At 73.6% G+C, this 22,212-nt stretch carries 19 protein-coding genes; 7 read left to right on the forward strand and 12 right to left on the reverse strand.

The genetic code is table 11. From position 1 onward, the window contains the following. Positions 1-152: 152 nt before the first annotated feature. The 5 genes from ACGFZL_RS26110 to ACGFZL_RS26130 all read right to left on the reverse strand — a co-directional run bounded on the left by ACGFZL_RS26110 (position 153) and on the right by ACGFZL_RS26130 (position 7,446). A complete protein-coding gene (locus tag ACGFZL_RS26110) occupies positions 153-2,525 on the reverse strand; it encodes an AbfB domain-containing protein (RefSeq protein ID WP_393695237.1) in 2,373 nt (790 codons plus the stop codon). Positions 2,526-2,701: 176 nt separating this feature from the next. Next, positions 2,702-3,736 carry an ABC transporter permease gene (locus ACGFZL_RS26115; protein WP_355175824.1) on the reverse strand — a complete coding sequence of 345 codons (1,035 nt, stop codon included), beginning with the start codon at positions 3,734-3,736 and terminating at the stop codon, positions 2,702-2,704. Continuing rightward, positions 3,733-4,695 carry an ABC transporter permease gene (locus tag ACGFZL_RS26120; RefSeq protein ID WP_355175825.1) on the reverse strand — a complete coding sequence of 321 codons (963 nt, stop codon included), beginning with the start codon at positions 4,693-4,695 and terminating at the stop codon, positions 3,733-3,735. Before ACGFZL_RS26120 ends, ACGFZL_RS26115 begins: the two co-directional genes overlap by 4 nt. Next, positions 4,688-6,277, reverse strand: coding sequence for a sugar ABC transporter ATP-binding protein (locus ACGFZL_RS26125; RefSeq protein WP_393695239.1), 1,590 nt, complete (start codon positions 6,275-6,277; stop codon positions 4,688-4,690). The genes ACGFZL_RS26120 and ACGFZL_RS26125 overlap by 8 nt, the downstream gene beginning before the upstream one ends. A gap of 71 nt (positions 6,278-6,348) precedes the next feature. After that, on the reverse strand, positions 6,349-7,446 hold the full coding sequence (locus ACGFZL_RS26130; protein WP_393695241.1) for an ABC transporter substrate-binding protein: 1,098 nt from the start codon (positions 7,444-7,446) through the stop codon (positions 6,349-6,351). Positions 7,447-7,716: 270 nt separating this feature from the next. On the opposite strand from ACGFZL_RS26130, the gene ACGFZL_RS26135 reads away from it, so the two are divergent. Next, positions 7,717-8,061 (forward strand): pentapeptide repeat-containing protein, encoded by a 345-nt coding sequence (locus tag ACGFZL_RS26135; protein ID WP_393695243.1) that lies wholly within the window; start codon positions 7,717-7,719, stop codon positions 8,059-8,061. 367 nt (positions 8,062-8,428) lie between these two features. On the opposite strand, the gene ACGFZL_RS26140 is transcribed toward ACGFZL_RS26135, so the two are convergent. The 3 genes from ACGFZL_RS26140 to ACGFZL_RS26150 form a co-directional block, all read right to left on the reverse strand. Further along, positions 8,429-9,448 carry a LacI family DNA-binding transcriptional regulator gene (locus ACGFZL_RS26140; protein ID WP_393695245.1) on the reverse strand — a complete coding sequence of 340 codons (1,020 nt, stop codon included), beginning with the start codon at positions 9,446-9,448 and terminating at the stop codon, positions 8,429-8,431. A 231-nt stretch (positions 9,449-9,679) separates the two neighbouring features. Continuing rightward, positions 9,680-10,732 (reverse strand): ketopantoate reductase family protein, encoded by a 1,053-nt coding sequence (locus tag ACGFZL_RS26145; protein ID WP_393695247.1) that lies wholly within the window; start codon positions 10,730-10,732, stop codon positions 9,680-9,682. Positions 10,733-10,741: 9 nt separating this feature from the next. Next, complete coding sequence (locus ACGFZL_RS26150; RefSeq protein WP_393695249.1) at positions 10,742-11,443, reverse strand: MBL fold metallo-hydrolase; 702 nt, start codon at positions 11,441-11,443, stop codon at positions 10,742-10,744. A gap of 14 nt (positions 11,444-11,457) precedes the next feature. Here ACGFZL_RS26150 and ACGFZL_RS26155 point away from each other — a divergent pair, with 14 nt between their 5' ends. Next, positions 11,458-11,934: a MarR family winged helix-turn-helix transcriptional regulator gene (locus ACGFZL_RS26155; protein ID WP_393695251.1), complete on the forward strand. Its 477-nt coding sequence runs from the start codon at positions 11,458-11,460 to the stop codon at positions 11,932-11,934. A 12-nt stretch (positions 11,935-11,946) separates the two neighbouring features. Here the strand turns inward: ACGFZL_RS26155 and ACGFZL_RS26160 are convergent, their stop codons facing one another. Then, on the reverse strand, positions 11,947-12,495 hold the full coding sequence (locus ACGFZL_RS26160; protein ID WP_393695253.1) for a hypothetical protein: 549 nt from the start codon (positions 12,493-12,495) through the stop codon (positions 11,947-11,949). Positions 12,496-12,748: 253 nt separating this feature from the next. On the opposite strand from ACGFZL_RS26160, the gene ACGFZL_RS26165 reads away from it, so the two are divergent. Continuing rightward, the gene (locus ACGFZL_RS26165) at positions 12,749-13,993 is read left to right on the forward strand and encodes a glycosyltransferase (RefSeq protein ID WP_393695255.1); all 1,245 of its coding nucleotides are present in this window, start codon (positions 12,749-12,751) and stop codon (positions 13,991-13,993) included. A gap of 52 nt (positions 13,994-14,045) precedes the next feature. Here ACGFZL_RS26165 and ACGFZL_RS26170 read toward each other — a convergent pair whose 3' ends face one another. Further along, a complete protein-coding gene (locus tag ACGFZL_RS26170) occupies positions 14,046-14,777 on the reverse strand; it encodes a TioE family transcriptional regulator (RefSeq protein ID WP_393695257.1) in 732 nt (243 codons plus the stop codon). 57 nt (positions 14,778-14,834) lie between these two features. Here ACGFZL_RS26170 and ACGFZL_RS26175 point away from each other — a divergent pair, with 57 nt between their 5' ends. Further along, the gene (locus tag ACGFZL_RS26175; RefSeq protein WP_393695259.1) at positions 14,835-16,046 is read left to right on the forward strand and encodes an erythromycin esterase family protein; all 1,212 of its coding nucleotides are present in this window, start codon (positions 14,835-14,837) and stop codon (positions 16,044-16,046) included. Here the strand turns inward: ACGFZL_RS26175 and ACGFZL_RS26180 are convergent. Continuing rightward, positions 16,024-16,599, reverse strand: a complete 576-nt coding sequence (locus ACGFZL_RS26180; protein ID WP_393695261.1) for a pyridoxamine 5'-phosphate oxidase family protein — start codon at positions 16,597-16,599, stop codon at positions 16,024-16,026. The two genes, ACGFZL_RS26175 and ACGFZL_RS26180, sit on opposite strands and share 23 nt — an antisense overlap. A 243-nt stretch (positions 16,600-16,842) precedes the next feature. After that, complete coding sequence (locus ACGFZL_RS26185) at positions 16,843-17,853, reverse strand: LacI family DNA-binding transcriptional regulator (RefSeq protein ID WP_393695263.1); 1,011 nt, start codon at positions 17,851-17,853, stop codon at positions 16,843-16,845. Between the two features lie 216 nt (positions 17,854-18,069). Here ACGFZL_RS26185 and ACGFZL_RS26190 point away from each other — a divergent pair, with 216 nt between their 5' ends. The 3 genes from ACGFZL_RS26190 to ACGFZL_RS26200 are packed head-to-tail and all read left to right on the forward strand — an operon-like array spanning position 18,070 to position 22,211. After that, on the forward strand, positions 18,070-19,914 hold the full coding sequence (locus ACGFZL_RS26190) for a glycoside hydrolase family 2 protein (RefSeq protein ID WP_393695265.1): 1,845 nt from the start codon (positions 18,070-18,072) through the stop codon (positions 19,912-19,914). Between the two features lie 47 nt (positions 19,915-19,961). Then, complete coding sequence (locus ACGFZL_RS26195) at positions 19,962-21,281, forward strand: extracellular solute-binding protein (protein WP_393695267.1); 1,320 nt, start codon at positions 19,962-19,964, stop codon at positions 21,279-21,281. Between the two features lie 27 nt (positions 21,282-21,308). Beyond that, on the forward strand, positions 21,309-22,211 hold the full coding sequence (locus ACGFZL_RS26200) for a sugar ABC transporter permease (protein WP_355175840.1): 903 nt from the start codon (positions 21,309-21,311) through the stop codon (positions 22,209-22,211). Position 22,212 lies beyond the last annotated feature (1 nt).

Here is a 22,212-nt window from a genome sequence, read left to right on the forward strand (position 1 = left end):
CGGCGGGGTGGTGGACCCCCGGCCGGGGGGGGGGCGGCCCCCCGGGGGGGTGGGGGGGGGCCGCCGGGGGGCCCCCGGGGGGCCCTCCCCGCCGGGGGGGGGGGCGCCCCCGGCGGGGCCCCCCACCGCTCTCTGCTCTTCGGCTCAGCCGGTCAGGGCGCCCAGGGCGCCTCCACCGCCCAGCTGGTGTCCTCCGTGAAGAGGGACGGGCCCTCCCAGGCGTGCGTGCCGCCCGGGGTGGCGAGGTACAGCGTCGAGTCGTAGTGGCGCAGGTACTGGTCGGGGAAGTTGTACGCCGACATCCGCACCGAGCCGTTCGCGCCCGGCACCGGGCAGAAGGTGGCGTCGTTGCGGAACAGGTCGTCGGTGCCGCCCTCCTTGTAGACGCGGAACTCGCGGTGGCGCAGGTACTGGCCCGGGTAGTTGCGCGACTCGAAGGAGTAGCAGGAGCTGTTCGCCAGGCCCGGCACGATCCGCCAGGTGGCGTCGTTCTTCAGCAGCGCGTCGCTGCCGGAGTTGACGACGTCGGTGCGGGCGGCGCCCGCCTGGTGGCGCACGTAGCGGTCGCTGAAGCCCGGGGTGACCACGCGCAGCGACTTGTACTGGTTGACCGGCAGGGTGGCCGGCGTCGTGTTGCCGCGGGAGGCGTTGATCAGCGCCTGGTTGGCGGCCCTGACCCGGGCCTCGTCGACCTTGACCACCTGCCGGTCGTAGGTGAGCAGGCCGTTGGCCTCGTTCTCGACGTCGGTGATCTCGGTGTAGACCGAGGCCGACAGGCCGCGGGGCATGCGTACCTGGCGCAGGGCGTCGAGGAGGCCGATGAAGCGGTTGGTGAGGTGGGCGGCGTCGGGCTGGTCCTCGTAGCTGAAGCCGCCGCCCGGGTACCACTCGTGTCCGGCGACCTTGAGGCCGAGGCCGCCGTACTCGCCGAGGACGGCGGCGCGGGTGGAGCTGGGCACGGTGTTGCCGGGGCCGACGTAGACGTGGTGGTCGAGCACGTCGCCGTTGCCGCCGTCGACGGCGCCGCAGCAGTTGATGCCGCTCATGTTGTCGACCAGGCGCGAGGGGTCGGCCGCCTTCACCTTGTTGGCGATGCGGGCCTGGTCGTACTGGCCCCAGCCCTCGTTCTGGTTGACCCACATCACCAGCGACGGGGAGCTGCGGTGCTGGTCGATGATGCGGTCGTACTCGGCCTCCCACTGGGTGCGGGCGGCGGCGTCCGGGGTGCGGGTGTCCATGGCCGGCATGTCCTGCCAGACGAGCAGGCCGAGCCGGTCGGCCCAGTAGAACCAGCGTTGCGGTTCGACCTTGATGTGCTTGCGGACCATGTTGAAGCCGAGGTCCTTGTGCTTCTGCAGGTCGAAGCGGAGGGCCGCGTCGGTGGGCGCGGTGTAGATGCCGTCCGGCCAGTAGCCCTGGTCGAGGGTGCCGGTCTGGAAGACGAACTGGCCGTTCAGGACGGGCCGCAGGACGCCGCCGACGTTGGCTACGGAGATGGTGCGCATGCCGGTGTAGCTGCCGACGGAGTCGACGGTGGTGGAGCCGGAGAGCAGGTCGGCCTTGACGTCGTAGAGGAACGGGTCGTCCGGGGTCCAGCGGTGCGCGTTGGGTACGGGCACGTAGAACTCGCTGCCGACCGTGCCGGTGGCGGTGCCGACGGTGGTGCCGCCGGTGGACACCGTGACGCGGGCCTGCTGGCCGCCGCTGGTGCCGGCGCCGCGGACGGTGACCTTCAGGCGGTTGTTGGCCAGGTCGGGCACCATGTCGAGGCGGTCGACGCGGGCCGCGTTGGTGGGCTCCAGCCACACCGTCTGCCAGATGCCGGAGGCGGCGGTGTAGAAGATGCCACCGCCCGGGTGCGGGGTGACGTCGTTGATGCGCTGCTTGCCGATCGCCTGCCCACCGGTCTGGGTGGGGTCGAAGACGGAGACGACGATGGTGTTGGTGCCGCCGTTGAGGAGGTCGGTGATGTCGTAGGTGAAGGCGTCGTAGCCGCCGCTGTGCGCGGCCCCGGCCTGGCGGCCGTTGACCCACACCGTGGTCTGCCAGTCGCTGGCGCCGAAGTTGAGCTGGACGCGGCGGCCGTTCCAGTTCGACGGCACGGTGAAGGTGCGCTTGTACCAGAGCTTGTCGTTCTGGGTGATCCTGCGCTGGATGCCGGAGAGCGCGGACTCGGCGACGAAGGGCACCCGGATCTGCTCGCCGAAGGTGGCGGGCTGGCCGGCGCCCGCCGAGGTGACGGCGAAGTCCCAGATGCCGTTCAGGTTGGCCCAGTCGGGCCGGGTGAGCTGCGGGCGGGGGTACTCAGGCAGCGGGTTGGCCGTGGGCACCTGGTTGGTCCACGGGGTGGTCAGGGGCGCGGGCTTGGGGGTCCACGCCTGCGGCGCGGCGCTCGCGGTCCCGGAAGCGGCGGCGGTGAGCGCGGTGCCGCCCAGGAGGGCCAGTGCCGCGAGGGCGGTGGCGGCCCGGTGCGCTCGCCGTCTGAGCCAGGGCACCGGGGAACGCCGTGCGGGTGGTCGACGCATCGTGACTCCTTGCTGAGTGGGGGCGGGGAGACGTGCGTGTACGACGACGGGCCGGTCCGTACCGTCGGTGCGGTGGTGCCGGCCCGCCGTGGGTCCGGACGCGGCGGCCGGGATCGAGAGAAGGCACGACCGCCGCGTCCGGGGTTCTCGGGGGTGGGTGTCGGAGTGTCGGGGGGTCACATGAGCTGGCGCCTGCGGCCCAGATACGTCTGGGCGATGACGACGACGGCGAGGAACGCGCCGCTGACGACCTGCTGGTAGGAGGAGTCGAGGGAGCCGATCTGGTTGATGACGTTCTGGATGACCTTCAGCAGCAGCACGCCGACCAGCGAGCCGCTGACGTAGCCGAGGCCGCCGGTGAGCAGGGTGCCGCCGATGACGACGGCGGAGATGGCGTCCAGTTCCATGCCGTTGCCGAGGATGGTCACGCCGGAGGCGAGCCAGGCGGCGTTCAGGGCGCCGGCCAGGCCGGCCAGGAGGCCGGAGAGGGTGTAGACGAGGATCTTGGTGCGGGCCACCGGGGCGCCCATCAGGGCCGCCGCGTCCTCGTTGCCGCCGACCGCGTACACGTGCTGCCCGAAGCGGGTGCGGCGCAGCACGATCGCGCCGGCGACGAACAGCAGCAGCGTGATCCACACCGGGTTGCCGACGCCGAACGTCTTGCCCTGGCCCAGCTCGGCGAGGACGGAGTCCTTGCCGATCAGGTAGGTGTCGGCGCCCTCGTCGGTGAGGGACAGCATCAGGCCGCGCGCGCCGAGCATGGCGGCCAGGGTGACGATGAACGGCGCGAGGCGGGAGCGGGCCACGAGGAGCCCGTTGACCACGCCGATCAGGCCGCACACCGCGAGCGGCAGCAGCAGCGCGACGAAGGTGCCGTGCCGGGAGCCCCAGGCGGCCAGCACGCCGCCGAGCGCGAACAGGGAGCCGACCGAGAGGTCGATGCCGCCGGTGATGATGACGAAGGTCATGCCGAGGGCGACGACGGCGAGGAAGGCCGAACTGGTGGCCATGTTGCCGAGGTTGTCGCCGGTGGCGAAGGAGTCGAAGCTGAACGACGCCACCAGGGAGACGATGACCAGGACGGCCAGCGCGCCGTGCTGCTGGACCAGGGCGCTCAGCCGCTCGGAGCGGGCGGAGCCGGCCGGCGCGGTCTCGCCGGTGGGTTCGTTGCTCGCGGTGGTCACGGGTGAGTCCGTGTTCGTGACGGTCATCGCTTCCCCCGTCCCCGTGCCGCGTAGACCGCGCACACGATCACTATGGCCTGGGCGATCTGGGTCCACGAGGGCGGCAGATCGTGCTTGATGAGGGTGGCGGTGAGCAGCTGGATGAGGACGGCGCCGGCCACGGTGCCGCCGATGTTGACCCGGCCGCCGGTGAGCGGGGTGCCGCCGACGACCACCGCGGTGATGGCGGACAGCTCCATCAGGTTGCCCAGCGAGGTCGGGTCGCTGGCCTGGAGCCGGGCGGTGGCGAGCACGCCGGCCACGGCCGCGAGCAGCGCGCTGACGACGTAGACGATGATCAGGACGCGGCGCACCGGCAGGCCGGCGAGCTGGGCGGCCGGGCGGCTGTCGCCGATGGCGAGGAGCTGGCGCCCGAAGGTGGTGCGGCGCACCACGAAGGCCACCAGGAAGGCCAGTGCGGCGGCGATGAGGATCAGGTACGGGATCCCCACGATGTCGCCGGAGCCGAGGTCGGCCAGGGTCGGGTTGCGCAGGTCCTTCAGCTGCGGCAGCAGCACCAGGGCGATGCCCCGGCCGCCGACCATGAGGGCCAGGGTGGCGACGATGGGCTGCACGCCGATGAACGCGACCAGCGCCCCGTTGGCGAGGCCCACGCCGGCCGCGAACACCGCGACGATCAGCAGGGTGGGCAGCAGCCCGTAGCCGAGGTAGAGGGCGGTGACGGCGGCCGCCAGCGCCATCACGGCGCCCACCGACAGGTCGACGCCCTCGGTGCCGATGACCAGGGCCATGCCGAGCGCGACGATGATGACGGGGGCGACCTGCACGGCCTGGGTGCGGAAGTTCTCCACCGACAGGAAGTGCGGGGTGATGGCGATGTTGACGATCAGGAGCAGGGCGACGCCCGCGTAGACCCCGTACGTCTGGAGCCATTGCAGGATGCGGGCCTTGTCGAGGGCGACTCCCCCGGCGGTGGCTTCAGCCATCGGTGGCCGCCTCCTTCACCGTGGTGACCGCGGTGACGGCGTGCCCGCCCCGGGGCGCCGCGGGGGCGTCGCCTGCGATGGTGCGCATCAGCTTGTCCTCGGTGACGTCCTCGCCGGTCAGCTCGCCGACGACGGCTCCGTCCTTCAGTACGACCACGCGGTCGGACCCTTCGATCAGTTCCTCCAGGTCGGAGGAGATGAGCAGGACGCCCAGGCCGTCGGCGGCCAGTTCGTCCACGAGCTTCTGCACCTCGGCCTTGGCACCGACGTCGATGCCCCGGGTGGGCTCGTCGAGCAGCAGGACCTTGGGGTTCATCGCCAGCCAGCGGGCGAGCAGCACCTTCTGCTGGTTGCCGCCGGAGAGTTCGCCGACCTTCTGGTGCGGGGAGGACGCTTTGATGCGCAGCCGCTCGATGAAGGTGTCCACGATGGCGTCGACGCGGGCCTCGGAGACCAGGCCGAAGCGGGAGAGGCGGGGCAGCACGGCGAGGGCGATGTTCTCGCGGACCGACAGGCCGGGCACGATGCCCTCGCTCTTGCGGTCCTCGGGGAGGAGGCTGACGCCGGCCCGGATCGCGGCCGGGGTGGAGCCGCCGCGCAGCGGCACGCCGGCCACCGTGACATTGCCCGAACGCAGCGCCAGGGCGCCGGAGATGGCCTTCGCCGTCTCGGTGCGCCCGGAGCCGAGCAGCCCGCCGAGGCCGACGACCTCGCCGGGGCGGATGGTCACCGACACGCCGTGCAGCCGGTGCGGGACGTCGAGGTCCTCGGCGGCCAGCACGGGAGCCGCGTCGGCGGCGTGGTGGTCGCCGCTGAACTTGGTGAGGCCCTCGGCGCGGACCTCGCCCAGTTCGCGGCCGAGCATGGTGGAGACCAGGGCGAGGCGGTCGAGGTCGGCGAGCCTGCCGTGGTGGACGCGGCGGCCGTCGCGGAGCACGGTGACCGTCTCGCACACGGCGTACAGCTCGTCCAGGCGGTGGCTGACGTAGACCACGGCGATGCCGTCGTCGCGCAGCCGGCGGATGACCGAGAACAGGGTCTCGACCTCGCGGGGTTCGAGGGAGGAGGTCGGCTCGTCCATGATGACGACCCGCGCCTCGGTGGCGACGGCCCGGGCGAGGGCGACCATCTGCTGGGCGCCGACGCCGAGGGTGCGCAGCGAGCGGCGGACGTCGACGCGGACGCCGTACTCGGCGAGCACCCGCTCGGCCTCGCGGTTCATCCGGGCGAAGTCCAGCAGGCCGAGGCGGGTGCGCGGTTCGCGGCCGAGGAAGAGGTTGCGGGCCACGCTCAGCAGCGGGATGAGGTTGACCTCTTGGTAGATGGTCGAGATCCCGGCCTTCTGCGCCTCCAGGGGGGTGGCGAAGGAGACCTTGCCGCCCTGGAAGGTGATGTCTCCCGCGTCCGGCCGGTAGACGCCGGTGAGGAGCTTGATGAGGGTCGACTTGCCGGCGCCGTTCTCGCCGATCAGCGCGTGGACCTCACCGGCGTGCAGGGTGAGGTCGACGTCGTCCAGGGCCCGGACGCCGGGGAAGGTCTTGCTCAGCCCGCGGACGGCGAGGACTTCGGCGGGGGGTGCCACCTGTGCCTCCAGGAAGTGTGCGTGTGGGTGAGGCGGGCGGGGGCCCGTGCCGGACGGGCCCCCGGTCGGGATCAGTACGCCTTGCCGATGTCCTGCTTGGCGTTGTCCGCGTTGTAGGCGCTGTCCTCGATGATGATGTCCTGCGCGACTTCCTTGCCCTGGGTGAAGGTGTCCAGGGTCTGGAAGGCGAGCGGGCCGAAGCGCGGGTTGGACTCGATGACGCCGCTGATCCAGCCGTCGGCGATGCCCTGGACGGCGTTGCGGGTGCCGTCCACGGTGACGATCTTGACGTCGCCGGCCTTCTTGCCGGCGCCCTTCAGGGCGGCGACGGCGCCGAGGCCCATCTCGTCGTTCTCGGCGTAGACGCCCTTGATGCCGGGCTTGGACTGGATGAGCTGCTCGGTGACCTGCTGGCCCTTCTCGCGCGCGAAGTCGCCGGTCTGCTCGAAGACCACCTTCAGGTCGGGGGCCTTGGCGGCGATCTGGTCCTTGAAGCCCTTGGTGCGCTCGGTGGTGACGTTGTTGCCGGCCGCGCCGAGCAGGATCGCCACCTCGCCCTTGCCGCCGGTGGCCTCGATCATCTGATCCGCGGCGCGCTTGCCCTGCCCGACGAAGTCGGAGGCGATGAAGGAGACGTAGTCCTTGCAGGCGGTGGCGTTGATCTTGCGGTCGATGGTGACGATCGGGACCTTCTTGGCGGCGGCGGCCTGGAGCACCGGGTCCCAGCCGTCGGAGTTGAGCGGGGCGATCACCAGCAGGTCGGCGCCCTTGGCGAGCAGGTCCTGCACGTCGCTGATCTGCTTGGAGAACTGCGACTGGGCGTTGGCCGTCAGCAGCTTCACGCCGCGCTTCTTCGCCTCGTCCTTGATGGACTGCGTCTCGGCGATGCGGAAGGGGTTGGCCTCCTTCTCCGACTGGGAGAAGCCGACGGTGGCGCCCTTGAGGTCAAGCTTCTTGGCGCCGTACGCGTCGACGGTGCAGCTCTTGCTGCCCGCCTTCGGCGTGGCGACCTTCTGACCGGCGTCGGCCGCGGACGCGGAGGACTTGGTGTCGTCCGACCCGTCGTCCTCCGACTTCGCGCAGGCGGAGGCGGTCAGCGCGACCGCGGCGGCCAGGGCCACGGCCGCGGGGCGGGCGAAGTGACGAGGACGGTGAGAGCTGCGCTGCATGGTGACCCCGATCCGGGTGACGCGGAGAGCTGAGAAGGGTTGAGGGGAGCGGACAGGCGGTGCCACGAGCGGGAACGGCGTTTCTCCCCCGGCACGAGACGTTGTCACGTCCGCCGCAAGGAGGTTTTTACATCGTTGGAAGAGTGCTGTAAACCCCCTGTGCACAACCTGCGGGCACGGCGGGGCCCGGCGGGCGTCCCTTGACGCTCCCGGAGGCGGGCGACAGGATGGCCACGGGAGTTGACAACGTTGTCGAGATGGAGTGCCGGCATGTATGACGAAGACCCTGTGCCGGGTGTCGCCCTGGCCGCCGCGCCGGGATCGCTGGCGGGCGCCGACCTGACGGGCCTCGACCTGGAGGGCATCACCCTCGCCGGCCGCGACCTGAGCGGGGCGCGCCTGGAGTCGGCGCATCTCGCCGCCGCCGACCTGGGCGGCGCCCGGCTGGTCGGGGCGGTACTGCGCTGCGCCGACCTGAGCGACGCGGTGCTGGCGGGGGCGGTGCTGCGGGACGCGTGCCTGTGCGGGGCGGATCTGTGGGGGGCGGACCTGTCCGGGGCGGATCTGCGGGGGGCGTGCCTGGAGGGGACGTGTCTGGAGGGGGCGGCGCTGTAGGGGTGGGCGGGGGTGCGGGGGGGCCGCCGCGTGGGCGCGGATCGCCGTACGGGGTCTGCCGGTACGGGGCCCGTCCGTAGGGGATTCGGCTGTACGGGACCCGGTTGTACGGGGCCCGCCCGTGGGGGACTCGGCTGCACCGGACCCGCCAGCACGGGGCCCGCCCGCAGGGCACCCGGCTGTACCGGACCCACCGGCACGGGGCCCGCCCGTAGGGGGCCCGGCTGTGCCGGGCCTTCCAACACGGGGCCCACCCGCAGGGCACCCGGCTGTGCCGGACCCAGCAGCACGGGGCCCGCCCGTGAGGGACCCGGCTGCACGGGGCCGCCCGGTGCCGTGCCGCGTTCCTCTCGGCCCTGACCCGCCGTCAGGCGCCCGCACGGTGGCCCAGGGTGCTTTCCCGGGCGACCAGGCGGTGGGCCGCCCAGACCCGGCGGGGGTCGGGGGCCGCCTCGGCGGCGAGGCGGGCGAGTACCGACTCCACCGCGAGGCGCCCGATGGCCTCCTTGTCCGGCGATACGGAGGTGAGGGTCACCGCGCCGAAGCGCCCCTCGATGACGTCGTCGAAGCCGACCACGGCGATGTCCTCGGGGACCCTGAGGCCCCGCTCGTGCAGCACCCGCATCGCACCGATGGCCATCGGGTCGTTGTAGGCGAACACCGCGTCGGGGCGGCGCCCGCTCTCCAGGATGCGGGTCATGGCCGCCGCGCCGTCCGCGTGGCCCCAGCCGTCGGTCGCGGCCACCAGACCGGCGTCAGCGGCGAGTCCGGCGGCGGTCAGCTCCTCCCGCCAGCCCCGCACCCGGAGTTGCGCGGGCTCGCTGCGGCCTCGCCGGGCCCCGATGAAGGCCACCTCGCGGCGGCCGAGGTCGAGCAGGTGCCGGACCGCGCCGCGGGCGGCGGCGACGTTGTCGATGGCGATGTGGTCGTAGGGCAGGCCGTAGTCCCGCTCGCCGAGCAGCACCAGCGGCACGTTCTCGTCCCGGTCGCACAGGTCCTCGGCCTCCAGCTCGATGGGGCTGAGGATGAGCCCGTCGATGACCCGCGCCCGGAACCCCTGGCTGACCAGCAGCTCCTGCTCGCGACGCCCGCCGGTGTGGTCGAGCAGCACGATGTAGTCGTGCTCGGCGGCGGTGTCCACGACGGCGGCGGCCAACTCGGCGAAGTAGGGGTTGCCCAGCTCCGGCAGGGCGAGCGCGATGATGCCGGTGCGGCCCTTGCGCAGGTGCCGGGCGGCCAGGTTGGGGCGGTAGCCGAGCACGTCGATGGAGCGCTGGACGCGCTCGCGCATCGCGGGGGTGACGTGCTGGTAGTTGTTCACCACGTTGGAGACGGTCTTGATGGAGACCCCCGCGTGCGCGGCGACGTCCTTGAGGCTGACCCGCACGGCATTCCCTTCCGGAGCGGCCCGAAATCGGGTGTCGGAGCGGGTCAGGTGCGGTGACCGTGAGCCGTGCGCCGAGCCCCTGCATGTTGGTTTACAACGTTATACAGCGCTGTTATACATGCGTGTCCTCCGCAGTGACAAGGTAGTCGACGGGGCGGCGGGGAGCGGTGCGCCGGGGCGGTGAGCGAGGCCGCCCGGACCGGGGTACGCACCGCGGGCGCCGCCCGCCGGTCACCGGGCGAGGCGGCCGCGCAGCTCGGCCGGTGTCAGGTCTCCCGGCCGGTGCCGCGCCCGCGCGGCGGCGCGGGCCAGGGCGGTGAGATCGGCGTTGACCGGGGCGCTCAGGCCGAGCCTGCGGGCCATCAGGACGATCTCTCCGTTCAGGTAGTCGGTCTCGATGTTGCCGGTGCCGCGCGTCAGCGACTGCCAGGAGGAGCCGCCGAGTCGCGCCGGCTCACCGGGGATCTCGCGCACCTCCAGGTCGGCCCGGGCCGCGCGTGCCTCGTCCTCGCCGGGCAGCACGACGCCGGCCGCGGCCAGCACGGCGCGGGCCTCGGACCGGGCGGCCTCCAGGACGTCCTCGGCGCCCGAGGTGTCGCCCAGCAGCGCCTGCAGCACGTTCCCGAGGTTGGCCAGCAGCTTCGCGTACTTCCACGGCATCACGTCGTCCGGGAGGAGCACGCGCAGGTCCGCGGCGTCCGCGTCCGCCACGAGGTCGTCCAGGAACGCCCCCTCCCCCTGCTCCCGGGCGCCGCCGTAGCGGCCGACATGGAAAATGCCGCGCACCGGGACACCGCGCACGAGCACCTCGCCCGGGTCCGTCATGACCGTCGGGCACCACACGCACACCCCGAAGACGCGGGAGAAGCGGCGCAGCGCGATGTCCTCGGCCGCCACCCCGTTCAGCGCGGTCAGCAGGGGCAGCAGGTCGCCCGCCCGCCCGGCGTTCCGTCCGGTCCCGTCGTGCACCGGCACGTCGGCCCACTGCTCGACGGCCGCCTCGGCCTGCTGGGTCTTGACCGTGAGCAGCAGCACGTCGTCCGTCGTCAGCCGCACCTGCTCCGGCCCCGTCACCACCGGGACCGGCACCGTCCACGCGCCGTCCGGGCAGCGCAGCCGGAGGCCCTTCGCGGCGGCCACCCGGGCGTGCTCACCCCGGGCGACGAGCAGGACCTCGCGGCCCGCACGCGCCAGGAGACCTCCCATCGCGCTGCCCACCGCGCCGGCACCCACCACCACGTAACGCCGCATCCTCGCCCCCTCCTCGACGGTCGTCCCCTCCATGGTCGCCGCTCAGACCTCGGTGGAGTCGCCCCAGGCGAGAGTTTTCAACGGGACGCCGGTCAGACCGTCCTTGCCGAGGAACATGGCGGCCGAGTTCTGGCCGAGTTCGCTGAGCATCAGCTCGTGGATCTGGAGGGTGCGGCCGGGGCGCACCGCGCGGACGAAGTCGGCGGCCTCGCCGAACTTGGTCCACGGACCGCTGGTCGGCACCAGCAGGGTCTCCACGGGGGTGTCCGGCACGTGGTACGAGTCGCCGGGGTGGAAGACGCGGTCGGCCACGAGGAAGCCGACGTTCTGCACCAGCGGGATGTCCGCGTGGATGAGCGCGTGCTGCTCACCGTGGACGGCGACGTCGAAGCCCGCGGCCTGGAAGCGGTCGCCCGCCGTGACGGCCACGGCCTGCTCGCCCAGCTTCGCGGCCACCTCCGCGGTGGTGTGGACGGTGAGGTCGGGGCGCTTGGCCAGCTCCGCCCGCAGGGCGTTCTCGTCGATGTGGTCGAAGTGCTCATGGGTCACCAGGACCGCGTCGGCGCGGGTGAGCAGCTCGGCCGCGTTCGGCGTGAAGGCGCCGGGGTCGATCAGCAGCGTGCGGTCGCCGTCGGTGAGGGTGACGCAGGCGTGGGCGTACTTGGTGAGGCGCACGGGCTTCTTCTCTCTCTCGTCCCGCCGGTTCTTCTCGTCGCACCGGCCGGGGAAGATGTACAGCAGCATTGTATATTTTACCGATGGACGTGAACCACGAGGACATCGCGGAGGAGCTGCGCCGCTCGATCGGCCGCTTCGTGCGCGCCGTTCGCGCCCGTGCCGACACCGTGCCGCCGCTGCACGCCTCAGCGCTGGGCACGCTCGACCGCGAGGGCCCGCGGACGATAGCCGCCCTGGCCGCCGCGCACCGGGTGAAGCACCAGAGCATGAGCCGCACCGTCGCCGCGCTGGAGGCGGCCGGCCTCGTCAGCCGCTCCCGCAGCCCGCACGACGGGCGCTCCTTCCTCATCGCGCTCACTCCGGCGGGCGTCCGAGCACTCGAGGGCGACCGGCGCACGCGCCGCCGCTGGGTGGCCGGGACCATCGCCGAGCGGCTGACCCCGGACGAGCGACGCATGCTGCTCGCCGTCCCGGACCTGCTCGACCGCCTCTCGGACGCCGCCGAGCAGCCGGCCACGCCCCGGCCGGGGGCGACGGGGTCCACCGCGGAGCGCTAGTCCTCCGGCCCGTCACCGATCGTCGGGGCCGGTCCACCGGGTGGCGGCGACCACCTCGCGGGCGAGGTCGGGGACGGACCGGCCGTCGGTGGCGATCCGCACGGCGTCCGCGGGGGCCCGTTCGTCCAGCAGGCGCGCCTTGCGCACGCTGCCGCGTAGCTCGTGCTCCAGTTCCGAGCCGCGCTCGCGGCCGGTCAGGCGGGCCCGGGCCGTCGCGTCGGACGCGGTGAGCAGGACGCGCACGATCCGCACCTCCTCCCCCATGGCCCGCCGGAACATGCCGGCGGTCTCCGGCAGCACGCTGACGGTGTTCGTGTAGACCAGTCGCCGGCATCCGGTCCGGGCGAGGTTGGCCCACAGCGCCGCCAGGTTGGCCTCGGTGAGCCGGGACCGGTCGGGGTCGTCCGCGGGGGCGGGGTGCACCTGGCCCAGGTAGTCGCCTTCGAGCACGGCGTGCGGCATGTCGCGGGCCCGCAGCAGCGCGGAGACCTCCCAGGCCACGCTGGTCTTGCCGACTCCGGCGCGACCGCCGATGAGCAGTGCCTCCGTGGGTGTCGTCATGCGGGCATCGTGACAGCCGGGCCCGGGACCGAGCCCCTCTTTTTCTCCGGCGCCGGCGCCCGGCGGCACGCGTTCCCCGGCACGCCCTCCCCGGCGCTCGGGCCGTGCCGCGCCGGACATGACGAAGGCAGGGAGTACGCAACTCCCTGCCACTATCAACCTATAGCGCACCGGGGGGCTTGCGGCAAGGCCCCCGTCCTGCCGCACACTCGGCGGCCGAGAGCCGGAAACTGCTTAGCCGAGGGGGCGCCGCGTGCGCGTGCTGTTGATGACTTGGGGATCGCGCGGGGATGTCGAACCGCTGGCGGCGCTGGCGGTGGCGCTGCGCGGACGGGGTGCGGAGGCGCGGGTCTGCGCGCCGCCGGACGAGGAGTTCGCGGCGCTGCTGGCACGGGCCGGCGTGCCCCTGGTGCCGCTCGGCCCGACGGTGCGGTCGGTGGTCGCCGGGCCGACCCCGCCGAACGCGCGGGACGCCCTGCGGCTCGCCCCCGAACTGGTCGCCGCGCGGTTCGCCACGCTCGGCGCGGCGGCCGAGGGGTGCGACGCGGTGCTGGCGACGGGGCTGATGCCGGCCGGCGCGCGGGACGTGGCCGAGAAGCTGGGCATTCCCTACGTCCTCGCCTGCTTCCACGTCCTCGGGCTCCCGTCCCGGCACTTCCGCCCGGGGGCGCGGCCGGGCACGCCCTCCCCGGCGGAGGAGACCGACCACCGGGTGCTGTGGGAACAGGACGCCCAGCGGGTGAACGCCCTGTACGGCGGGGCGCTCAACGACCACCGCGCGGCGCTCGGCCTGCCCCCGGTGGACAACGTCCGCGACCACGTCCTCACCGACCGGCCGTGGCTGGCGGCGGACCCGGTGCTGTGTCCGTCCCGGGGCCTGACGGAGCTGGACCCCGTCCAGACCGGAGCGTGGATCCTGCCCGACGAACGCCCGCTGCCGGCCCGGCTCGAGGCGTTCCTCGCGGCCGGCGAACCGCCGGTGTACGTCGGCTTCGGCAGCATGGCCGCGCACGCCCCGCAGGACATCGCGCGGGTGGCCACTCAGGCGGGCCGCGCCCTCGGCCGCCGCGTCCTGCTGGCCTCGGGCTGGGCCGGCCTGGCGGCGGTCGACGACGCGGACGACTGCCTCGTCGTCGGCGAGGTCAACCAGCAGGCGCTGTTCGGCCGGGTGGCCGCCGTCGTCCACCACGGCGGCGCGGGCACCACGACCACCGCGGCCCGCGCCGGGGCACCCCAGGTGCTGGTCCCCCGGATCGCGGACCAGCCCTACTGGGCCACCCGCGTGGCCGACCTCGGCATCGGCGCGGCCCACCACGACCGCACCCCGACCGTCGCCTCACTGACGGCGGCACTGTCGAGGGCCCTCGCCCCGGAGACCCGCGCACGGGCGGGCGCCGTGGCCGGCACGGTCCGCGCGGACGGCGCGGGGGTGGCGGCGGACCTGCTGCTCCGCACGATCACCGAGCACAGGTCACCCGTAGCGGTCGAGCACCCGTAGCGGTCGGGGCCGACCGCCCTCCCTGGAGCGGTCGGAAGACCTGGCCCGCGCCTCAGGACGAGCGCCGGTTGAGGTACGCCTCCAGTGCCGCGGCGCCCGTCAGCAGGGCCCGGCCCCGGGTGGACAGGCGGGCCCGCCACTCCCGCAGGGCGGATTCCAGCGGGGCCAGGCCGCCGGCCGAGCGGACCTGGGTGATCAGGGGGGCGATCTGGTCCAGCAGGTAGCCGCCGCGGCGGAGTTGGCGGGTCAGCCGGGCGTCCCGTACGGCGGCGCTGCCGTAGACGCGGTAGCCGGTGTGCGGGTCGCGGTGCGGGTGGACCAGGCCGGCGCGTTCCCATTTGCGGAGCGTGGCGGGGCGGATGCCGAGCCTGCCGGCCAGCGGGCCGATGAAGGTGTCGCCCGGCGCGGCCGGTGCGGGCGCCGAGGCGGGGTCGCGGTCGAGGTCTCGCAGGGCGTCCTCCACCGCCTGGAGGGTGCGCCGGTCCTCCAGGAGTTGGGCGTGGGTCTCGTCCACGAGACGGAGGGCCTCGTCCTCCGCGCCCCGGTTCACCGCCCGCAGCACCGACGCCGCCGTCTGGTGGCCGTGGCCGGGCACCAGGGCGAGGAACGCGCGCAGGGCCTCGGCGTGCAGCGGGGTGTAGGCGCGGTAGCCGCTGGGGGTGCGCTCGGCGGGCGGGAGGATGCCGGCCTCCTCGTAGTTCCGTACCGCCTGCGTGGACAAACCGTGCCCGCGGGCCAGGTCGACGGGCCGGAGGTGTTCGCGGCTTTGAGGGTTTCGCACCATGAGCGCGAGGATAGTCGGGCTGAGTTTCAACCGTAGGTTCAACGATAGCGTTGAGACATGGCTACCGACACCACCGCCGACCTCGCACCGGCCGCCCGCTCCGTCGACGCCGCGACCGTCATGGGGCTGCTGCCGGCCCGGCCCCGCGTGCTCGCCCTCGGCGAGCCCACGCACGGCGAGGACATGCTCCTCGACCTCCGCAACGACCTCTTCGGGCAGTTGGCCGAGCGGGAGGGTTACCGGACGATCGCTCTGGAGAGCGACTGCCTGCGGGGGCTGATCGTGGACGACCACGTGGTCTCGGGCACCGGCACCCTGGACGACGTCATGGCGCGCGGCTTCAGCCACGGCTTCGGCGACTCGGCCGCCAACCGCGCGCTCGTGCGCTGGATGCGGGCGTACAACGAGACCCGGCCCCCGGCCGAGCGGCTCCGCTTCGCCGGGCTGGACGGACCGCTGGAGATCACCGGCGCCGCGAGCCCCCGGCAGGCCCTCACCGCGCTCCACCGCCACCTCGCCGACCGGGTCGAGGCGGGCCTGCTGCCCTGCGACGCGGAGACGCTCGACCGGCTGCTCGGCGCCGACGAGCGGTGGACCGAGCCCGACGCGATGACCGACCCGGGGCGTTCCGCGGGGCGGTCGGCCGACGCGGAGCGGCTGCGGCTGCTGGCCGACGAGTTGGTGGCGCTGCTCGGCACGCGGACGCCGGAGCTGCTCGCGGCGGGGACGCGGGACGACTGGGAGCGGGCCGGGCTGTACGGGCGCACCGCCGTGGGGTTGCTGCGCTACCACCACGCCATGGCCGACCCGTCACCGGCCCGCATGACCCGCCTGCTGGGGCTGCGGGACCTGATGATGGCCGACAACCTCCTCGCACTGGCCGACCGGAGCCCGGTCCTGGTGCACGCGCACAACAGCCACCTCCAGCGCGAGAAGAGCACGATGCGCATGTGGGGCCACACCCCGGTGGAGTGGTGGAGCGCCGGCGCCCTCGCGCACGCCCGGCTGGGGACGGCGTACGCCTTCCTGGCCACGGCCCTCGGCACGATCGAGCACCGGGGTGTGGGCACTCCCCCGCCGGACACCCTGGAGGGCGTTCTCCACGCGCTCCCGAAGGACGCCTGCCTGGTCGACGCCGCCCGCCTGGCCGCAGCCCTCGGCGGGGCCGTCCCGCGGGAGTCGCCGTGGTTCGGCTACGCCCCGCTCGACCCGGCCCGGCTGACCCGCGTCGACGGGGTCGTGTACGTCAGGGACGTTCCCCGGCGTTGAACGTCCAGCGCGTGTGGGTGTAGACGCCGTCGTTCCGGCCGAAGCCGTACGCCGTGGTCGGCGCCACCGCGAAGACCAGGTCCCGGCCGTCGCGGAGCCCCTCCCCGAGGCCGTGGAAGGTCCCCTCGGGCGAGGTGATGTGCTCGCCGTACTTCGCCTCGAACGCGGCGCTCACCTCCTCCAGGGCCGCCGGGTCCGTGACCCGCTCCGCGCGGCCCTCGACCACCAGGTCGAGCCCCTGGGTGAGCGCGTTGCCCCCGGTGGTGAGCGCGCAGTGCGGGTCGTGGGCGAGGTTGCGGGCCTTCTGCTCGTCCCTGCCGGTGCAGAAGTGCAGCGCCTCCCCGTGCCAGACGGCGATCAGGGGGGTGACGTGCAGGTGGCCGTCCGGGCGCACGGTGGACACCCAGAAGATCTCCGCGCCCGCCATCTCCCGCAACGCCTCGGCCCACTCGGTGGGGGCGGCGTCACGGGCTCCCGGGCGGGGCTGGAGCGCGGAGCTGTAGCGGGCGTCGAGTTCGGTGGTGGGGTTGTCGGCGAGTTCGTGTGACGTCATGGCGGATCCCCTCTCTCTCCTCTCCAGTGTCGACCGTCCGGGGGCTCGGAACTCATCGCCGCGCCAGTCCGGGGTCACCGGCGTCCGGCATCACCCGCGTCCGGGGGCACCCCGGCCTCCCGGCACCGGCCCTCCGCGCCGCCCGGCCGGGAGCCCTTCCCGCCCCCACCGATGGGGGACCCTCTCCCGCCCCCACCGGTGCGGGAGCCCCCTTCGCCCCCGTGACGGCAAGGCCCGCGCCGCTCAGCCGCCCGAGCTCTCCCGCACGATCAGCCGGTGCCCCGCCGTCTCGTCGCGGGCCGGTCCCCCGGCCGGGTCCTCCACCCGGTCCAGGAGCAGCCGGACCGCGCGGCGGGCGATGCCCGGTTTGTCGGGGGCGACGGTGGTGAGGGAGGGGACGCTGAAGCGGGTGGCCTCGATGCCGTCGAAGCCGACCACGTCCAGGTCGGCGGGGACCGACCAGCCGTCCTCGTGCAGGGCGCGCACCGCGCCGAGGGCGAGGTGGTCGTTGAGGCAGAGCAGGGCGTCGGGGGGCGAGGGGCGCCGCATCAGGGCGCGGGCGGCCTTCGCGCCGTCGGCCCAGCGGAAGGCGGGCACCGGCAGCACCAGGTCGTCGGCGACCGGGACGCCCGCCGCGACGAGGGCCTGCCGGTGGCCGGCGGTGCGCAGCCGGCGGGTGTTCTGCGGGCCGTGCGTCTCACCGCCGACCACCGCGATGCGGCGGCGGCCCCGGGCGAGCAGGTGGGCGGTGGCCTCGCGGGCCGCGGCCACGTTGTCGATGGCGACGTGGTCGGCGGTGCCTGAGGGGTCGTTCTCGCCGAGCAGCACCAGCGGCAGCCGGGTGTCGCGGCCGGCCAGGTCGCGGGGGTGCAGGGCCAGCGGGGAGAGGATCACGCCGTCGGTGAACTGGGCGTCGAAGCCGCGCACGGCGGCCAGTTCCTTCTCGCGCCGGCCGCCGGTCTCCACCAGGAGCGTGGTGCTGCCAAGCCGCTCGGTCTCGGCCATGACGTGCCGGGCCAGCTCGGCGAAGTAGGCGACGTCCAGGTCGGGCACCGCGAGCGCGATCATGCCCGTGCGGCCCCGGCGCAGCTGGCGGCCGGCGATGTTGACCCGGTAGCCGAGGGCGTCGATGGCCTCGCGGACCACGGTCCGGGTGCGCTCGGAGACGTGCTCGTAGTCGTTCAGGACGTTCGACACCGTCTTCGGGGAGACGCCCGCGTACGCCGCGACGTCCTTGATCCTCGGCCTGCCCATGCTGTGCTTCGCTCTCCTCGCCGTCCTCGGGATCGTAACCGCAGCTCCGGCGCGAGAAGTCGGCCACCCGCGCGCGCCCGGCGAACGCATCGCGAACGCACGGCCGAACACATTTCGCCGCCGGCATTTACATCGATGTAATCGTGTGGTCGCATAAGCCCGTACCGAGCGCCCCACCACGGGCACCAGCACAAACCCCGCACCACAAGGAGCAGCATGAGCATGCCCCTGCCCGCGAACCGGACGGACGTCCCGCGTCCGGAGTACCCCCGGCCGCAGTTCGTCCGCGACGAGTGGCTGAATCTGAACGGCCGCTGGCAGTTCGAGGTGGACCGCGGCGACAGCGGCCTGGAGCGCGGGCTGCGCGAGCGGGAGCCGGCGGGCGAGATCACCGTGCCGTTCTGCCCGGAGTCGGAGCTGTCGGGGGTCGGCGAGACGGACTTCCTGGAGGCCGTCTGGTACCGGCGCACCGTGACCGTCCCGGCCGAGTGGGCCGGCTCCGACGTGCTGCTGCACTTCGGCGCCGTCGACCACGACGCGACGGTCTGGGTCAACGGGACCGAGGTGGCCCGCCACCGGGGCGGCTTCACCCCCTTCACCGCCGAGCTGCGCGGCGTCGCCGCCCCCGGCGAGGAGGCGGTGATCGTGGTGCGCGCCCGGGACAGCCGGCACGGCCTCCAGGCGCGCGGCAAACAGGCCACCTGGTACGCCAACACGCACTGCCACTACACCCGGACCACCGGCATCTGGCAGACCGTGTGGCTGGAGCCGGTGCCGGCGGCCGTGCGGCTCAAGCGCCCGCGCGTCACGCCCGACCTGGGCTCGGGCGCCTTCCACGTCGAGCTGCCGGTGACCGCCAACCTGCCCGGCCACCGGGTGCGCGCGGTGCTCTCCGACGCCCGCGGCGAGGTGGTGAGCGCAGCCGCCCGCGCCGACCTGGACCTCGCCCCCAAGCTGGTGCTCACCGTGCCCGAGGACCGGGTGCGCCCCTGGTCGCCCGCCGACCCGCACCTGTACGACCTGCGCCTGGAACTCCTCGACGCCGAGGGCGCGGTGGTGGACGCGGCCAGCTCGTACGCCGGGCTGCGCTCGGTCGCCCTGCGCGGCAAGCGGGTGCTGCTCAACGGCGAGCCCCTCTTCCAGCGCCTCGTCCTCGACCAGGGCTACTACCCGGACGGCCTGATGACCGCCCCCACCGACGCCGACCTGGTCCGCGACATCGAGCTGGGCATCAGGGCCGGCTTCAACGGGGCCCGGCTGCACCAGAAGGTGTTCGAGGAGCGCTACCTCTACCACGCCGACCGGCTCGGCTACCTGGTGTGGGGCGAGTTCGGCGACTGGGGCTGCGAGAGCGGCGTGCGCGACGACAACCAGCGCCCCGACGCCTCCTACGTCGCCCAGTGGCTGGAGGCCCTGGAGCGGGACCACTCCCACCCGTCGATCATCGGCTGGTGCCCGCTGAACGAGACGTACCAGCACCTGCACGACCGGATCACGCAGCTGGACGACGTCACCCGGGCGATGTTCCTGGCCACCAAGCTCGCCGACCCGAGCCGTCCCGTCATCGACGCCTCCGGCTACGCGCACCGCGTGGCGGAGACCGACGTGTACGACTCGCACTGCTACGAGCAGGACCCGCGCGCCTTCGCCAAGACCATGGCCGGGCTCGCCGAGGACCGCCCGTACGTCAACGCGGGCCCGGACGGGCGCACCTGGTCGCTGCCCTACCGCGGACAGCCGTACTTCTGCTCCGAGTTCGGCGGCATCTGGTGGGACCCCGCGGCGGCGGCCACCGCGGCCGGCGACGAGACCGGCAGCTCCTGGGGGTACGGCGAACGGCCGCGCAGCGCCGCCGAGTTCACCGAGCGCTTCACCGGCCTGGTGGACGTGCTGCTCGACGACCCGGACATGTTCGGCTACTGCTACACGCAGCTCACGGACGTCTTCCAGGAACGCAACGGCGTCTACGCCTTCGACCGCAGCGAGAAGCTCGACACCGCCGTCCTGCACCGGGCCCAGACCCGCCCGGCGGCCTCCGAGTCCCGCACGCCCGCGCCCTGATCCGCCCCCGACGACGCACAACGACGTGAGGTAAGGAAGGTAGAGCCATGGCCGACCTGTCCCGACGGAGGATGCTGCGGGCCTCGCTCGCCTCGGCCGCCGTGCTGCTCGGCGGCGGGGCCCTGGGCGCCTGCGGTTCCGCCGCGGCGGCCGGGGACCCCGGCACCGTGCGCCTGTGGGACCTGTTCAGCGGCGCCGACGGGGCCCTGCTGAACGAGCTGGTGGACACCGCCCGCCCGGACATGCCCGGCACCGACGTGGAGCGGACGGTGCTGGAGTGGGGCACCCCGTACTACACCAAGCTCGCCATGGCGTCGGCCGGCGGCCGGGGCCCGGACGTCGCGGTCGCCCACATGTCGCGGCTCGCCGGCTACGCGCCGCTCGGCCTGCTCGACCCCTGGGACACCGGCCTGCTCGCGGAGTTCGGCGTCCACGAGAGCGACTTCGCGCCGGCCGTCTGGGAGCGCACCCGGTACCGGGGGCAGACGTACGCGGTCCCGCTGGACACCCACCCCTTCATCGTGTTCTTCCATCCGGAGCCGGCCCGCAAGGCCGGGCTGCTGACCGGTGACGGCGCCCTGGACGCGGGGGCGTTCGACTCCCCCGAGCGCTTCCTGGCGGCGGGCCGGGAGCTGGCGAAGGCGTCCGGCGGGCAGGGCATCGACTTCGGCCACGTCAACGACTACGCGCAGGGCTGGCGGCTGTTCTACGGGCTGTACCGGCAGACCGGCAACGACTTCGAGCTGCCCGAGGGCGGGCCCGCCAAGGGCGACGTGGACGCCATGGCCGAGGTCATCTCCTTCATGGTGAAGCTGTTCGACGGCCGCACCAACCCGCGCCGCCACGACTACCCGGCGGCCATCGCCGCCTTCACCAACCGGCAGTCCGCGATGATCCTCTCCGGTGAGTGGGAGCTGGGCACCTTCCAGCAGGCCGACCCGAAGGTCGGGGCCGCCCCCTTCCCCACCGTCTTCGGCACGCCGGCCGTCTACGCCGACTCGCACTCCTTCGTGCTGCCCCGCCGCCACGACCCCGACGAGGCGCACCGCCGGCGCATCCACCAGGCGGTGGCGGCGATCCTCAAGGCCGGGCAGGTCTGGGCGCGGGCCGGGCACATCCCGGCGTACCAGCCGGTGACCCGTACCGCGGCCTACCGCGAACTCCAGCCGCAGGCGCGGTACGCGGGCGCCGCGGGGCACGTGGTGCTCGACCCGGCGGTGTGGTTCGCGGGCGCCGGGTCGGACTTCCAGACCGCCATGGCGCAGACGCTCCAGCGGGCCCTCCTCGACGGGCTGAGCCCGGACCGGACGGCCCGCGCCATGCTCGCGCGCTTCGACACCTTCCTCTCCCAGCCCAGCCCGGCCTGACCCGCCCGCCGTCCCGAAGGAGGCAGCATGTCCACCCCTCTCGCCCCGGGCGGGCTCGGCGCCCGGCTGCGCCGCGCCGTACCGCCGGGGCTGCTCCTCGCCCTGCCGTTCCTCGTCCTGTTCGCCCTGTTCATGGTGTGGCCGCTGGTCGAGGGCGCGTGGATGAGCCTGACCGACACCTCGCTGGCGAGCCAGGACCCGTCGTTCGTCGGTCTGGACAACTATTCGGAGGCGCTCGGCGACGCCGAGATGTGGCGCACCGTCGGGCACACCGTGTGGTTCACCCTGATCTCGACGGTCCCGCTGGTCGTGGTGGCGCTCGCCATGGCGCTGCTCGTGCACACCGGGCTGCCGGGGCAGTGGGTGTGGCGGCTGGCGTTCTTCACCCCCTACCTGCTGCCGGTCGGCGTGGTGGGGCTGCTGTTCACCTGGCTCTACCAGCCCGATCTCGGCCTGTACAACAAGCTGCTGACCGCGGTCGGCCTGGACGGCTACGCCTGGCTGAGCGACGAGTCGGTGGCGCTGTACGCCATCGTCGTCGCCACGCTGTGGTGGACGGTCGGCTTCAACTTCCTGCTGTTCCTGGCCGCGTTGCAGTCCGTGCCCGACCACCTCTACGAGGCGGCGGCCCTGGACGGGGCGGGCGCCTGGCGGCGGCTGTGGCATGTGACGCTGCCGCAGCTGCGGCGGATCACCGGCGTGGTGACCGTGCTCCAGATCCTGTCCTCGCTGAAGGTCTTCGACCAGGTGTACCTGCTGACCAAGGGCGGCCCGAACGGCTCGACCCGGCCGGTCGTGGAGTACCTCTACGACGTGGGCTTCACCGGGTACCGCCTGGGTTACGCGTCCGCCATCAGCTATGTCTTCTTCGCGCTGATCCTCTTCGCCTCCGCCGTGCAGTTCCTCGCCCTCCGCCGCAGGGAGAAGTGAC

Source organism: Streptomyces sp. NPDC048182, from assembly GCF_043202555.1.
Lineage (GTDB): Bacteria > Actinomycetota > Actinomycetes > Streptomycetales > Streptomycetaceae > Streptomyces.